The 16,089-nt window shown below is 42.3% G+C and carries 12 protein-coding genes; all 12 read right to left on the reverse strand.

All coding sequences use genetic code 11. From position 1 onward, the window contains the following. Positions 1 to 49: 49 nt before the first annotated feature. The gene (locus D0463_RS09180) at positions 50 to 1,126 is read right to left on the reverse strand and encodes a Ger(x)C family spore germination protein (RefSeq protein ID WP_117307103.1); all 1,077 of its coding nucleotides are present in this window, start codon (positions 1,124 to 1,126) and stop codon (positions 50 to 52) included. Between the two features lies 1 nt (position 1,127). Further along, entirely contained in the window at positions 1,128 to 2,246 is a 1,119-nt protein-coding gene (locus D0463_RS09185; RefSeq protein ID WP_117307104.1) for a GerAB/ArcD/ProY family transporter, read from the reverse strand. 1 nt (position 2,247) lies between these two features. After that, positions 2,248 to 3,720: a spore germination protein gene (locus tag D0463_RS09190; RefSeq protein ID WP_254052755.1), complete on the reverse strand. Its 1,473-nt coding sequence runs from the start codon at positions 3,718 to 3,720 to the stop codon at positions 2,248 to 2,250. A 235-nt stretch (positions 3,721 to 3,955) separates the two neighbouring features. Further along, the gene (locus D0463_RS09195) at positions 3,956 to 5,842 is read right to left on the reverse strand and encodes a terpene cyclase/mutase family protein (RefSeq protein ID WP_117307105.1); all 1,887 of its coding nucleotides are present in this window, start codon (positions 5,840 to 5,842) and stop codon (positions 3,956 to 3,958) included. Positions 5,843 to 6,089: 247 nt separating this feature from the next. Beyond that, positions 6,090 to 7,085 (reverse strand): LLM class flavin-dependent oxidoreductase, encoded by a 996-nt coding sequence (locus D0463_RS09200; RefSeq protein ID WP_117307106.1) that lies wholly within the window; start codon positions 7,083 to 7,085, stop codon positions 6,090 to 6,092. A gap of 147 nt (positions 7,086 to 7,232) precedes the next feature. Continuing rightward, a complete protein-coding gene (locus D0463_RS09205) occupies positions 7,233 to 7,325 on the reverse strand; it encodes a YjcZ family sporulation protein (protein ID WP_117307107.1) in 93 nt (30 codons plus the stop codon). A gap of 89 nt (positions 7,326 to 7,414) precedes the next feature. Next, the gene (locus D0463_RS09210; RefSeq protein WP_117307108.1) at positions 7,415 to 8,677 is read right to left on the reverse strand and encodes a glutamate-5-semialdehyde dehydrogenase; all 1,263 of its coding nucleotides are present in this window, start codon (positions 8,675 to 8,677) and stop codon (positions 7,415 to 7,417) included. Between the two features lie 14 nt (positions 8,678 to 8,691). Then, positions 8,692 to 9,792, reverse strand: coding sequence for a glutamate 5-kinase (gene proB, locus D0463_RS09215; RefSeq protein ID WP_117307109.1), 1,101 nt, complete (start codon positions 9,790 to 9,792; stop codon positions 8,692 to 8,694). Between the two features lie 365 nt (positions 9,793 to 10,157). Next, the gene (glgA, locus tag D0463_RS09220) at positions 10,158 to 11,615 is read right to left on the reverse strand and encodes a glycogen synthase GlgA (RefSeq protein ID WP_117307110.1); all 1,458 of its coding nucleotides are present in this window, start codon (positions 11,613 to 11,615) and stop codon (positions 10,158 to 10,160) included. A gap of 13 nt (positions 11,616 to 11,628) precedes the next feature. Next, positions 11,629 to 12,738, reverse strand: coding sequence for a glucose-1-phosphate adenylyltransferase subunit GlgD (glgD, locus tag D0463_RS09225; protein WP_117307111.1), 1,110 nt, complete (start codon positions 12,736 to 12,738; stop codon positions 11,629 to 11,631). A 35-nt stretch (positions 12,739 to 12,773) separates the two neighbouring features. After that, positions 12,774 to 13,919: a glucose-1-phosphate adenylyltransferase gene (locus D0463_RS09230; RefSeq protein WP_117307112.1), complete on the reverse strand. Its 1,146-nt coding sequence runs from the start codon at positions 13,917 to 13,919 to the stop codon at positions 12,774 to 12,776. Continuing rightward, positions 13,909 to 15,837 carry a 1,4-alpha-glucan branching protein GlgB gene (gene glgB / locus D0463_RS09235; RefSeq protein ID WP_117307132.1) on the reverse strand — a complete coding sequence of 643 codons (1,929 nt, stop codon included), beginning with the start codon at positions 15,835 to 15,837 and terminating at the stop codon, positions 13,909 to 13,911. Before glgB ends, D0463_RS09230 begins: the two co-directional genes overlap by 11 nt. Positions 15,838 to 16,089 lie beyond the last annotated feature (252 nt).

Consider the following 16,089-nt stretch of genomic DNA (forward strand, 5'->3'; position numbering starts at 1 on the left):
TTTCGGTCGTCAAGTTATTCATTCTTTATTGTATTTTCATTCTCCTAATTCAAATGGAAAAAGGTTCTAATTCAAGATGGCATTTTACTTTTATTTTAATGTTTTTCCAGTCATTTAACCATTCATCCTTACTCAGTGGTGCTGCAAACGGATGAATGGCTTCTGTACCAATTTCAAGCGGATCTACTTTCAGACGTTGCATTTTCTGTACTAAATCGACAATATGTTTATTTAAATACTCTTCAATTCTATGATCCATTTTGTTGTATTCATTTTGGTCCATTAGGTTTAGATCACCGCGGTACTCATCAACCCTTGCACGTATATGGACAGTAATTGTCAGGGTTGAATGGTCTTGATTCAATTCCTTTTGGACGGTTGAACGCACTTGACCTAAAGAAAGGAATAATGAAGGGATAGGCAGGTTTCTTAAATAATAATCATTTGCAATCAATTGGAAAATTTGATCTTCCATCTTATTTGTCTTTCCCTTTAATTCATCATCCTGGAAAAGACCTGTTCCAGTGTATGCAAAATTCTTTTTGTCTGCCTTGAAGACAGGCAACACCGGATCAGAGTAGGGCGAGTAATACCTTTCCATGAATTGATGCAGATTGACAATGGTCATTTCACCCTGGTTTCTTCGCTCATAGTGTCTAAGCATCCGGTATAGATTATAATCGAGATTTTTTTCTTTTTTTGCTTGATTTGTCAAATAATCCTCAAAATCACCTTCCACTACTACAAGATAAAGTCGCGGCGAAACATCCGGATCAGAGATGATCGTACTGATTAACGATACTACCTCCTCTTCTGCCAGTCTTTCATTGAGAAATATCATGCGGAGCTGTCCGAGTTTCAATTCCCTGAAATATCTTAAATTAAAGTTCTTTCTTCCCTGTTTTAACAAATCAACTTCAAAACTGAATAAGCTTTTTTTCTCCTCGGTTACGGGAGGCACAAGTGTACTCATCTTTATTTTTCCATCATTTCCTTTATTGAATGACCAGAATGTTATAGGAGCGATCTCTTCAACGGTATTATCTTCAACAAACGGAGAACATCCGGCATTTAATAAGAGCGTGCTGATTGAAATAGCTAATGCTGCTTTTCTATATAAATGCATATCATGCATTCCTTCCTTTAAGTTTAGTAACCGTCAATAAAAAAGCAGGGATTATTAAGTAGGTAAATGCCCCCAGCAACACCTGAAGGCCAGGCCAAGCATTCCACTCTTTTTCTTCATGCCAAAACCAGGAATTAATGACGACCATAAATGCAAAGATGACGGCATAACTGCTGATCAGACCAACCCGTGAGGTCTGTTCACCCGCTCTGCCTGCAACAATCCGAACACCTCCGTAAAAAAGTAACAACAAAAGCGATATGCTAAAAACAAAGTGAAACATATGCATAGAAATCAAGATGATATCGATTCGTTCAAAAGCGGCCGTTTGCAAATACCGAGTCATATTCAAGACAGGAAAATGAATCTTATTTAAGTAAGATGGCCCAAAAAATAATAAAGTGGCAATAAACAAAATCAAATATTCAACGACTGATAATACATTTGCAATCATCAAAGGTTTTAACATTTTCTGTTTCTGGCCAAGCCACGGAAGCAAACCTATCAAATATTCAGGTCCTGCCAATGAAGACCAAACCATCAAAAGCCCTTTCCAGGAAATCATCGATCCTGATGTCGGAATAATAGGATATAAATGATGAAGTGAAGCATGAGGCGGAAAATAAAAAGGAATGTAACAGATAATGATCCAGATGGTAGCGAAAAAAGCAATAATCCCAAAACGGATCGTCTTCTCCATTCCCTGTGAAGAAATGTAAAAGCAGACCAATAAAATAACAAGGATCAACAATCCGGTGTTCATTGAAGGAAATATTAAGTGATGAACGATTTCGACATATCCGAGAGTAATAGTAGTGACTTTGATCAAAATGAAGAAAAGGCCTACAAAAGCCAAAATGCGGACCAGCCTTTTGCCTAAAATTTCTATAAAACCTTCGTATCCTTTTTCGGCCATGGGTGAAGCGAGCCATTTAGCTAAAATGAAGAGGTTAATTTGCGAGAAGAGTCCGATAACAACAATGCCAATTATCATCGAAGGATGCACCAAATGCTTAGGGATAAGTAAGATAAAATACAGCATTTGCATCCGGTTGATCATCGACAGAACATAGCCGCTACCGAAGCTAGCCGTTCTGTCAAATAAAGATATGGCTGCCATGCTATTTCCTCCTTTGGCTAAATCGCCATTTCTGGACAGGACGCAGAAATTCCGGCCTGGTTTTTAACCATGGTAATGGAGCTCGTATCACAAAGTCTTTCCAATCTCTGATATGCAAGGGAGCGAGCGGCGCAAAAAAAGGCTGTTTTAAGGATGTTAATCCATTCAAATGAGCGATCAATAAAATTTCCCCGAACACAATTCCTACTATTCCTAGTAAAGAAGCCAACACGAGAAAGATAAATTGAATAATCGTGTTTGTTTTACTAATTAAATAATTGGGAACTAAAAATGTGGAAATGGCAGAAATGCCTACTAATACAATTAATATCTTGCTTGCAAACCCCGCTTCAACGGCTGCCTGTCCAATCACAATGCCTCCAATGACTCCAAGGGTCTGACTTGTTTTGGTTGGCATTCGCAAGCTTGCCTCTTTCATAACCTCCAGAGTGAGTAACATGAGAAAGCCTTCCCAAAATGGAGAAAACGGCAATTTACTTCTGGATTCCATCAACACAAAAAGAAGCTGTAAGGGAATCATTTGATAATGATGAGTCGTCAATGCAACATAGAAAGGGATCAGCGTGATGGAGACCCAAAAACCTGCCATCCGCAGCGAACGCAGAAAACTGGCAACTACCCATTTATGAATATAATCCTCGGGCGATTGAAAAAAGTGAAAAAAAGTAACAGGAGCAATTAACACGAAGGGCGTATTATTAACCATGATTACAATCTTCCCCAAACCCAAATTATAGGCTGTTTGATCAGGCCGGTCCGTTTGCTGAAACTGAGGAAAAACACTATGAATATGATCTTCCAAGAACGCTCCAAGATTAGATGATTCAAGAATAAGATCATAATTGACTTTGGCTATTTTTTTTCTGGCAATCGAAATAATCTCAGGATTGGCTATTCCCTCTATATACATAAGAATCACCTTTGTTTTCGTCAGAGAGCCAACTGTAAATGTCTCGGTTTTGAGTTCTGTTATCGGCAGTCTCCTTCGCAGCATGTTGATATTTCTTTCTATTTGTTCAGTGAAACTATCTTTTGGTCCATATAGGATCGTTTCTGTTTCGGAACTTTCAATTGATCGGCCTAACGGGTTTTCGAGTGGCACTGACAACCATTTATTTTGTAAAGAGTCGTATATAAGACAAGAGCCTGTTAGAAGACCGTTTTTTGCTTCCTCTAAAGTAGTGATTTTCGTTATTTTGGATGAAATAATACATGTCAGAACATTGCCATCGGAACAGTGTGTCAGCGGTTCAATAATCATTTCATTTAAACGTTCTAGATCTGTTAAGGTTTTTATGTAGATAAGTGTTACTTGTAAATTATTTATCGATTGAAAATCAACGATTTCTGCATCTGTCATATTCGCTGTTAGCCGTTTAAACATATCTACTGATAAATCCAATTGTTCCGGTTCAAGGGGATTAATTCTTCTCGGTTTCTTTTTCCAAAACACAAGTCTCCGCCACCTAAAGTAATATTTGAAAGTAGTGTTAGATATCGATTCTGTTTTTATTCTGCTCAAGTTGACCTTTATTTAATTAAAGTAATGAACAAACAGGCCATCCTAAGGCAACCTGCTTGTTCTAGTTTCTAAATCATTGATTTAATTTTGTTCATGATTTTGATTGGCGGATGTTTTCAAGCACTTTTTGAATGGGTAAGCTCTATTCGGATAGGTTCCTTTAAGATTATCCGTATTTCGTTTTATAATGACTGAGGCAAAGCAAGGGATAGATATACTCATAACTATGGTAATGAATATAGAAAAACCCCGCCATCCCCTGTCCTGCCGGGTAAGAAGACGTCCAATCCGATTGTTCAGATCGTTTCTTAAGATATGAAATCCCTTTCTCAAGCTCAGGAGTGGGTTTAGAAGAAATGGTGATCAGGGCATCGACTGCCCAGGCAGTATGGGTTAAGGTGCTTGTGCCCAATGGTACATATGTTTTTTTAATATCGCTGTAGCAGGATTCTCCCCAGCCCCCATCTTGGTTCTGGATGCTTTTCAGCCATCCTGAAGCTTTTTGTACAGCATCTTCGTTGGCAGGAAAACCAGCTGCCATCAGTCCGGTCAAGGCTGACCATGTCCCGTATAGATAACAGATCCCCCATCTCCCATACCAGGAACCGTTTTGTTCCTGCTTACCAAGGAGCTGCTTCACAGCTCCTTTTATTCTCTTATCCGGTAGTTTAAGATTGGCGTAATTTCCTAGAAACTCCATGGTTCTTCCGGTCAGATCAGGGGTTGATGGGTCAGTGAGGATGAATTCCGCTCGCTCGACAGGGAGCAGATGCAGCAGCTTGTTATCGACATTCCTCTCAAAAGCAGGATAACCCCCATCATCATTTTGCATGGAGAGCGTATACGAAAGCCCTCTGTTCCAGACATTTTGTTTCTCAGGAGTTGTTTGTATATACCGAGATAAAGCACGTAATGATACAGTAGTGTCATCGACATCCGGATTGATGGTGTTTTTATCTGAGAAGCCCCATCCGCCTGGAAGTGTATGAGGGTTATGGATGATCCAGTCCCCGTATTTATAGTGCTGGCGCGATAGCAAATAATGGTTGGCCCTCAACACAGTCTCATCATTCAATTGAATGCCAGACTCTTGAAGGGCGTAGCTGATTAAGGACGTATTCCAAACATGGGCTGTCGTGTATTGAATATGTGTGTGCCCATTTATCCGGCAAGACATTTCCGTAAGTCCTTCTACAGCCTTTGTAATGGTCGCATCTCTTTTTGAATAGCCAAGTGACAACAATGCAAAAATCATATAAAAGGTGGAACTGAAATAATTGTACATAGTGCCGTCCGCTTCCAATCTATCAAACATATACCGTCTTACCGCGTCTGTAGCCATCGAGCGCAAGTACCAGGGAAAACCAAGTAAAGATTTGACCGCTTTTTCGACTGTTGAAGCCAGTGAGCGGTATTCTTCACTTCGTAATTCCTCCCAGGGCTGATCTTCGTTTCTATTGTATTTCGAAGAATATAAGTCTTCAATATCAGGAGTAGAAGCAACTTTGATTTGGAATTTTTTATTACCGAGCAATAGAATCGGGAGCAGATTTGCCCGGCCGAATACAGATAAATCATAGATGCTGATGATGGAGGAGGGCGGCAGCAAGACCACTTCAAGAGGAATAGGGAAAATAACAGGCCATGGATAGCGACCGGTCATCGCAAGCATAAATTTCGTATACATGCTTGCTTTTTTTATCCCTCCTTTTGCTAGGATGAATGCACGTGCTTTGCTTAGATTTTCATCGTGTTTGTTTCTCAGTCCGGAAAAAAGGATTGTGTAATAAGCCTCAATGGTCAACGATAAATTCCCGTCCTTTTCATCCGCAAATAGCTTCCATGCTCCATTCGCTTCCTGTCTGCTTTCTAGTCTTTTGACCAGGGAAGCAATCAGTGCTTCATTCTCTATTTCCAAAACTTTAAGCAAAATGATCATATAGGCATCGGTAATAACGCCTGTTTCGAACGGATAATTCCAAGAACCGTCCGGAGACTGCTCTTTTTTCAATATGCCGACAATCCGGTCAATCTCCTGCTGCACCTCAAGCATATAACCCACTCCCTTAATAAACTGCTTTCTGATATATTTATTCGTCAGACAATTTTGGCATTCAAAAAGGTTAGGATTTTACAGTAAAAAAGCAGCTTACCTATGATAGTAAGCTGCTTGATTATCGATGGTATGTCGTTCAAATCGTGAAACACTTTCAACCGGTTGCTATCTGAGCTTCGCTTAAATGCTGATACTTTCCGCTTAAATCACTCATGATTTCGCGCGAATGAAAATGGTTGCCCAACTAAATAAGTTCATCCGCAATTAATTGATAGGAACGTATACGGTCTTCATAGGATGGCGTGATTGTTACGATCATGATCTCATCTGCCTGATATTGGTTCTGTAATTCAATCAACTGTTGTTTCACTTCGACCGGATTGCCGACTACCACTTTCTTTCTCGACTCGTTCAGCATGTCTCGCTCTTCATCGCTAAATGAGTATTGTCTTGCCTCCTCCAAAGAAGGGATTCGTTTATTGCCTTCCGGCTTCTCCAGCTGTATTTTCCATAAATGGTTGGTTAAGGCTAGCTCCTCCGCTCGTTCAGTTGTTCCGGCACAAATAACCGATGCGGTAATGATCGTTTTTGGTTCGGTTAACGATTCCGTCGGCTGGAAATCATGTTTATATCTTTCAACAATCTTTCTTCCATCTTTGTCACTCATAAATTCCCCAAAGGCGTAGGCTACTCCATTACCAGCCGCCAGAATCGCACTTTTCTCACTTGTTCCGAGAAGCCACGGTTCGGGAGCAACCGGAGGACGGGGGGCAGCGGAGACTTTTGAAAACATATGGTCTGCCGGGAAATCGTTATGTAAAAAATGCAGCAGTTCCTTGAAGGTTTCCGGCATTTTTCGGATACCTTCCAAAAAGTTATCGGAAAGAGCCATCGTGGCCTCTGCTGATCCTCCCGGTGCCCGGCCAATGCCCAGATCGATTCGGCCGGGAAACAAGGTTGCAAGCATATTAAAGGTTTCGGCTACCTTGTATGGCTTATAGTGCGGAAGTAAAACCGCACCTGAGCCGATCCGGATCTTTTCTGTGTTCGCTCCAATATACCCGAGCATGACCTCAGGGGTTGAACAGGCAAGCCCCGACAGGTCATGGTGTTCCGCGATCCAATAGCGGGTGTAGCCTAATTTCTCCCCGATTTGCGCAAGCTTTAACGATTCCTGTAATGCCTGCCCTGCGGTAGCACTTGATAGGATGGGAGACTGATCTAAAATACTTAATTTCAAAATGGGTTCCTACTTTCTTTAGGCACACTTAATATCTTGAATTATAACGTTCGGGGAAAAGGGTTTCAATCGATGGGATTTTCCTAATAAAAAAAGCCTGCTAATGGCATTTTACCAATTAACAGGACTTTGATTTTCATTGAAAGATTAGTATACGTAAGCAGCTCCAACAATGATCAATAAGATGAATAAGATCACGAGCAACACAAAGCCAACATTATCGTTTTTTTCGTAACCCATATAAGTCACTCTCCTTTTAAACTGTCGGTGAATTCCCTTATCACAGAGAACACTGTATATCCTATGTGCGACATGTTTGAAAGGACAGCCTATTTTAAAACCGTTTTCGTCCGAATTTGCCCCTGTCCATAGATGAAAAATTTGCTTGAGGTTAATGCATGAAGCCCCATTGGTCCGCGGGCATGAAGCTTCTGCGTGCTAATCCCGATTTCAGCCCCATATCCAAACTCGAACCCATCCGTAAAACGGGTTGAGGCGTTATGATAGACGGCAGCGGCATCGACATTGGTTAAGAACATTTCCGCATGGCTCTTGTTATTCGTGATGATTGCTTCGGAATGCTTGGTACCGTATTGATTAATATGATCAATTGCTTGCTGTACACTTTGGACGATTTTTATGCTAACGGTTAAATCCAAGTATTCTGTATGCCAGTCTTCCTCTGTCGCTTGTTTTGCCTGTGGGAAAGTCCGGCACACGATATCATCGCCATACAATTCAACATGGTGTTCATGAAGGGAAGTTAACAAATCTGTCCCGTGAAGGTCAAACCATTTTTCGTCTACAAGGATAGTTTCTATCGCATTGCAAACGCTTGGTCGCTGCGTCTTGCCATTGATCACGATACGTTCGGCCATATTTGGTTCTGCTGATTCATCGATGTAGATATGGCAGTTCCCCGCCCCTGTTTCCAATACCGGGACCGTCGATTCCCTCACGACTGTATCAATCAGGGTTTTTCCGCCTCTTGGAATCAGGACGTCCAGATACTGGTTTAAGGTAAACAGCTCTTTAGCCGTTTCCCTGCTTGTATCCTCGATTAGCTGTACGGCTCCCACCGGGATTGAGGTGTTTTCTAGCGCACGATGAATCGATTGGACAAGGGCCTGGTTAGAATATTTGGCTGAAGAGCTTCCCCTTAATAAAACAGCGTTCCCTGTTTTCAGAGCTAGTGTGGCTGCATCGGTCGTGACGTTCGGCCTTGCTTCGTAAATCATGCCGATGACCCCAATAGGGACTCTTTTCTTTTCGATCAACAACCCGTTCTCTTTTTGAATCGTTTCGAGAATTTCCCCAATCGGATCATGGAGGTTGACCAAAAGCCGGACTGCATCGGCCATATCATTTATTCGTTTATCAGTTAAGAGGATTCGGTCTAATATGGAGTCTGAAAGCCCGGCCTGTCTCCCCGTTTCGAGATCCTTCATATTTTCCTCAAGTATCCTATTTTTGTCGATTGACAGTTGCTCAGCAATCTTAAGCAGTGCTTCATTTTTGTCTTCTGTCGTTTTTCCGATCATGGAATAGCTGGCCAACTTCGCTTCATGGCCTTTTCTCATAACCTCGCTCATTGCTTATTCCCCCTCTACTCAGCTCTTACCCATTGATCACGATGAATGACTTCAATGGACAAAATCGTTTCGTGTTCTATGTCACCCGTGCGCTTACCCATGATTTTTTTTAGACTTTCTGAAGAATAAAGAACCTCTCCCTTGCCAACTAAACCGGTTGGACCGATAACTTCGACGACCTCTCCCCTAACAAATGTACCTGAAATCTTATGAATTCCCGCCGGGAGCAAGCTTTTCCCATGAAAAAGCAGTGCTTTCTCGGCTCCTTTGTCTATATAGATTTGCCCCATCACTGATGAATGGTGGGCAATCCATTGCTTCCTGCCGGTAACTTGGGAGAGCTGGTCCTCCCCAATATATGTGCCATCTCCATTTCCCTCTAATATTTCAAGCAATTTTCGGGGGCCAATACCATTGCCAATGAAAATTCGAACCCCGAGTGATAGTGCTGTTTTTGCGGCCAATAGCTTTGAAAGCATTCCACCAGTTCCAACCTTCGAACCTGCCCCTTCTGCTCCTTGGAGTACTTCCTCTGTTACTTCTTTTAAATAATCGATTCTTTTGGCAGACAGATTTTTCCTTGGATCCGAATCGTAAATGCCATTAATATCGGTCAGAATAATTAGCTGTTCCGCATGGACCATTCCGCTTACCAAAGCCGATAACATATCATTATCGCCGAAGGTCAACTCCTCGACTGAAACCGTATCATTTTCATTTATGATCGGCAAAATCCCCCGCTCCAAAAGCTCCATGAGCGTTGCGTAGGCATTACTATACCTTCCCTTTTTGGAAAAATCATTTCTTGTTAGGAGAATTTGAGCGGGAATGATCCCAAACTGGCCGAGCTTTTCCATATACGATTGAATTAACAGACTTTGTCCTACCGCAGCCGCTGCTTGTTTTCCCTTTAAAGTAACTGGCCTTGACGGATAGCCTAAACGAATAAAGCCGGCCGCAACAGCCCCGGATGATACCAAAAGTACTTCATGGCCTGTTTCCTTGAGGGTGGCGATCGCTTCAATATGGTCCGAAAATTTTTCCTGGTCTATTTCACCCTTTGCGTTTGTTAAGGAACTGCTTCCAATTTTCACAACAATCCGTTTTTTCTCCATGCATACTTCCTCCAATGAAGTTCTTCCAACAAGAAAGCTTTTTACTATTTTAACCACGTAAAAACCCTTTTCGTCCTTATAAAAAAGGACGGAAAGGGTTTAAGTTTCCGCGGTACCACCTTACTTGAATGCATAACACATCCCGCTCTGCTTGATAACGCTCAAGGTAGCGCCCGTGTTTTGCACAGGACTCAGGAGGCAGGTTCTACGGCTTTGCTGGGCGAAGTCTTTCAGCTATAAACTCGCTCTCTGACACAGAAAGATACCCGTATACTAACCCTCCATTAACGTTCATGGATTCATTTTGTTTATTATGCAAGAGTTTTAGGTCTATGTCAATTTAAACTATTTAAAGATTTCGAAAATTATTCTTCATTGGCGGCAGTCAGTTCTTTGTCAAAGACGAGTTGTTCGTATAACTTTTTATATTGATCAGCCGATGCATCCCAGCTATAATTCGTCTTCATTGCTCTGTTGACCAACTTGCGCCATTTGTTGGACTGAAAGCGGTACAGCCAAACAGCTCTTTCGATCGTATATAGCATGTCGTGTGCATTATAATTCGCAAAACTGAACCCATAGCCTTCGCCAGTGAATTCATTATAAGCGACTACGGAATCCTTAAGTCCTCCCGTTTCTCTAACGATAGGCAATGTACCGTATCTGAGGGCGAGCAGCTGGCCAATCCCGCACGGTTCAAATTCGGATGGCATCAGAAACATATCAGAGCCGGCGTAAATCTTGCGTGCGAGCGTTTCATCAAAGTAATTTTCGAATCTGACCCGGTCAGGGTACTGTGCGGCTAAATCCCTCAAGGCCTGCTCATAGTGATGATCCCCAGTTCCAAGAACGACAAGCTGAACATTCAGGTTCATGATTTCATGAAAAACACGTAAAATCAGGTCGATTCCTTTCTGTTCAACAAGCCTTGTCACCAATGATACGACCGGTACATCTCCGTGCAGTTGGAGATTTAAAGACTCCTGGAGCATCCGTTTGTTTTCCGGTTTCCCTTCATCATCCTGAAATGGGAAGTATATCGCTTCATCTGATGCGGGGTTATATTCCTCATGGTCAATTCCATTTAGAATGCCAACCAATTTCGGCGTTCGCTTTCGCAAAAAACCATCGAGGTTCTCTCCATAATGCGGCATTTGAATTTCCGTTGCATATGTCGGACTCACGGTCGTCAAGTAATCCGAGAAGGAAAGGCCGGCCTTCAAATAGCTTACGTTCCCATGGAACTCCAGGGCATCCATGTTGAAATATAGATCGCTTAAATCCAGTAACTCCGCTAACACCGGTTTCGGATATATTCCTTGATAGCGAAGATTATGGATGGTGAAAACGGTCTTGATATCCTGATAAAAAGGATGGTTATGATAATGCGCCTTCAGCAAGACACTAACAGGTCCCGTCTGCCAGTCATGGCAATGGAGGACATCCGGTTTATCATCCAGGTGGGGCAATGCTTCCAACACCGCCCTTGAGAAAAACGCAAAGCGCTCTCCGTCATCAAAAAAGCCATAGCTGCCATGCCTTTTAAAATAATATTCATTATCTAAAAAATAATAGGTCACTTCCTGATGAATCAATTTTTCAATTCCGCAATACTGTTTTCTCCAGCCAACCGGTACTTCCACATTGGTTACAAAAGACATTTGCTCTTTAAAATGAAACGGCAGGTCCCCGTACTTCGGCAAGATTACACTTGCATTGATATCTTGTTTTTTTAATGCTTTGGGCAGAGTGCCAATAACGTCTCCGAGACCGCCTGTTTTAATAAACGGCACGCACTCGGATGCAGCAAACAATACATTCATCACAAGTCCTCCGTCACATGATTTCCGCTTTTTTAATTACTTTTGGATGGGATTCCGCCCCAACCACGACTGTTTCTTTTGTAATGATGGCTTGTTTATCCATAATTACATTTTCTATGTAAGCCCCTGCACCGATTTCCCCTTTTTGCATAATGATGCTGTTTTTGACAACGGCACCGGGATGGATTTTGACTCCGCGAAAAATAATGCTGTCTTCGACGATTCCTTCTATTTCACAGCCGTTTGCGATAAGTGAGTTGCTCGTCTTTGATAAAAGGCCATAGTTTACCGGAGCCTCGTGCTTTACTTTCGTATATAAATCCCATGAATCATAAAAGAATGAACGGACAATCTTCGGATCGAGAAACGACATATTGCCTGAATAAAAACTGTCGACTGAATGGATAAAGGGCATTTCACCTGTGAAATGATAGGCTTTTACACGCAATGTATGAAGATTTGCCTTCACTGCATCTTTAATCAGATCATATTCATCATTTTCGACACATTTTATAATTAAGTCGATTAATAGGTTTTTATTGATAACAAAAGTTTCTAAGCATACATGTTCGCCGTGCACGGGAGAGGTATAAAGCTCGATGTCTGTGACAGTACCTTCTGTATCACATGTACAGGTATGATAAATCGGCTTTTCGACCGGTTTTCCATGATAATTTTTACAAACGACCGTGATATCCGCTCGCTCTGTCTTATGTTTGGCCACAACATCATTAAAATCAATCTTATTCACATGATGGCCAGGGGAAATGATGACCGTGTCCTCATCTGAACGCTGGAAAAACTCAAGATGGTCATAAAAATGCTGGAGGTCCCCTTGCAATTTTTCATCAGGATGGACGGGCGGCAATATGAATAACCCTCCATTTCTCCGGTCAAGATCCCATTCCTTTCCCGACCCTAAATGATCCATGATGGAACGATATTTGTCTTTCGTTGCCACACCGACCTTTGTGATGGAGGCATGAATGAAATTCGACAAAGTAAAGTCGATAAGCCGATAGCGTCCGGCGAAGGGCACGGATGCCATGCTGCGATGCTGTGTTAATTCTTTTAGAAATGGTTTTTCATTAATAGTATTAATAATTCCTAATACGTTGCCCATATCGATCACCCCTAAGATTGTCTTTGATATTCGTCTTAAATATGTGTGAAAATCTTCTGTTTATCACCAATCAGGATCACCTCGTCTAATCCATCTGTAGGCTTGATGACCATTCCGTCTTCAATGACTGCGTTATTGGCGATAATCGCTTTCTCAATCGTTACATTTTTGCCAATGATCACATTCGGCATGATGACGGAATCATGAATCCTTGAACCAGAACCGACCTCAACGTTATAAGAAAGGATTGAGCGATGTATATGCCCATATATCATGCTGCCTTCATTCACAAGCGATTGTTTGACTTCGGCCTCGGGTGCAATGTATTGCGGCGGGTGATTCGCATTTCCAGCGAAAATCTGCCAATTTTGATCATTGAGAGAGAAGGACGAATGTTCGTTCAACAAATCCATATGCGCTTCCCAAAGGCTTTGAATCGTCCCGACGTCCTTCCAATATCCATCGAAACGGTAAGCATACATCGAGTTTCCGTCGTTAAGCATTTTCGGAATGATATCTTTTCCGAAATCGTTCGAAGAAGCCCGGTTTTGTTCATCCTGCATTAGATACTCCTTCAGGATCTTCCAGTTAAAAAGATATACTCCCATCGATGCGAGGTTGCTTTTTGGATCCTTCGGTTTTTCCTCAAATTCAATGATTTGGTCTGTGGCATCGGTGTTCATGATCCCAAAGCGGCTTGCCTCGTGCCAGGGTACGGGAATGACGGCTATGGTTGCATTAGCACCATGCTCGATATGGAATTCAAGCAGCTTGTTATAATCCATTTTGTAAATATGATCACCAGAGATTATGACCACATATTCGGGATCATATTGATCCACAAAATGAATGTTCTGATAAACGGCATTCGCTGTTCCTTCATACCATTGCCCGCCATTTTTCCCCTGATAAGGCGGGAGGACCGAGACACCGCCGTGATTGCGATCCAGGTCCCATGCGCTGCCTTTTCCCACATAAGAGTTTAGTAGATGTGGCTGATACTGTGTTAACACCCCGACTGTATCAATGTGAGAATGGGTGCAATTGCTTAGCGCAAAATCAATAATTCGATATTTCCCGCCAAAAGATACGGCCGGTTTTGCTAATTCATGTGTCAATTCTCCAAGTCTTGATCCTTGCCCGCCTGCCAATAACATTGCGATCCACTTTTTATCTGCCATTATGGTCGACTCTCCCCCGCCGTTTTTTTGTTTGCTTCATAAAGATTGCTATACCTAATGGAGGAACGGTGATTTCCATGCTGAACCTTTGGTTGTGATAGGGCACTTTTTCAGCTTCGATGGCATCACTGTTAACTCTTCCTGAGCCCCCGAAGTGATTGGCATCACTATTAAAAACTTCGATGAAACTACCATTCGCTGGAATTCCGATGCGATACTTATCGTAAACATGCGTGGAAAAATTACAAACGACGATGCTGTAATCTCCTTTGCGTTTTCCCTTTCTCATGAATGTCAGGACATTTTCATGATGGCTATGATCAATCCATCCGAACCCGTCCGGTTCATGATCAAGCCGCCATAAACTAGATGTATCTTTATAAAAATGGTTCAGAGATTTGAGATAATGGTTAAGCTCTTGATGTGCCGGGTAATCAAGAAGATGCCAATCCAGTTCCTCCTTGTCTTTCCACTCTGCAAACTGTCCAAGCTCGCTCCCCATGAACAATAGCTTTTTCCCTGGGTGCGTCATGAAGTAGCCGTATAGTAAACGTAAATTGGCGAATTTTTGCCAGTAATCTCCGGGCATTTTATCCAATAAGGAACGTTTCCCGTGCACGACATCATCATGTGAAAATGGAAGCACGAAATTCTCTGAAAAAGCATAGAAAAATGAAAAGGTTAAAAGATTGGGATGGTGTACCCGTTCCGAAGGTTCGAGTTTCATATATTTTAATACATCATTCACCCAGCCCATATTCCACTTGTAGTTAAATCCTAAGCCCCCCTTATCGATGGGTGTTGTTACTAGCGGCCAGTCTGTTGCTTCCTCAGCCATCATCAGCGCCCCGGGATATTTCTTGAATACTGTTTCATTTAGCTTTTTCAGGAACCGGATGGCGGCTTCGTTTTCTTCTCCGCCAAATTCATTTTGAAGCCTTTCCGGCAAAGGATTGTCATGATTCAACAAAACCATCGAGGAAACGGCATCAACGCGAAAACCGTCAACATGGTAGACATCCATCCAAAACAGGACGTTTGAAATGAGGAAGCTGACCACTTCCGGTTTCTCAAAATCAAAGCTGTACGTTCCCCATAAGGGGCGCTCAGCCCGTCTAGGGTCGATCGGCTCATAAAGGGGCGTGCCATCAAAACGACCCAGCCCGTGGATATCTTTGCAGAAATGGGCCGGAACCCAATCCAATATCACACCTATCCCTCTTTGGTGGCAGCGATCAATGAAGTACATGAGATCTTCTGGTTTCCCATACCTGCTGGTTGCGGAAAAGAATCCAGTAATTTGATAGCCCCACGAACCGTCAAATGGATGTTCCATCACCGGCATGAGTTCAATGTGGGTAAATCCGTTTGTGATCACGTGTTCAATCAGCTCGTCTGCAAGCTCACGATAGGTATAAGCCTGGCCATTTTTCTTTCTTTTCCACGATAAAAGGTTTACTTCGTAAATAAGCATCTGATTATGGTAGGAATCCGATTTTCCCCTGGCAGCCATCCATTTTCGGTCATTCCACTCATATTGATCTACGGAGTGGATAATCGAAGCCGTATTCGGCCGTTCTTCGGAAAAGAATGCATAAGGGTCCGCTTTGAGAACGACATGATTCTCAGCGGTATGAATCTCATATTTATATAAACTCCCCTCCTTCAGTCCCGGGATAAAGATGACCCAAGTACCGGTGCTTCGGATACGGCTCATTCTATGATTGGAGCCCTGCCAATGATTAAAATCACCTACGACAGAAACCTTTCTCGCATTTGGAGCCCATACGACAAACCGGACGCCTTCGACACCTTGTAATGTGGTCAGATGGGCACCAAACGTTTTGTAACTTTCGTACAGAGTTCCTTCATGAAAAAGATATAAATCGTGTTCACTCGGAGTAATATTCTCCTTCATTTCGAGTGCAATATCCAAGTTAGCATCACCCCTTCTTATTATGTAGTCGCTAATAAACAAAGATATGAATACATTCGATGCGAAAATTGCGAACCCTTTGACGAGGGCTGTCTATTATTGTCGGAATCCAATAAACTACAAAGAACAGTACTTTAGTCCCTGAAGCCGAACACGAAAAAAGGACTTCCTATTACCAGGAAGCCCCCTTTTTCACTATGCAGAAGGAAAGTTTCATTCCCTTTCTGCATAAGT

This window comes from Bacillus sp. V59.32b (assembly GCF_003429085.1).
Classification (GTDB): domain Bacteria; phylum Bacillota; class Bacilli; order Bacillales; family DSM-1321; genus Peribacillus.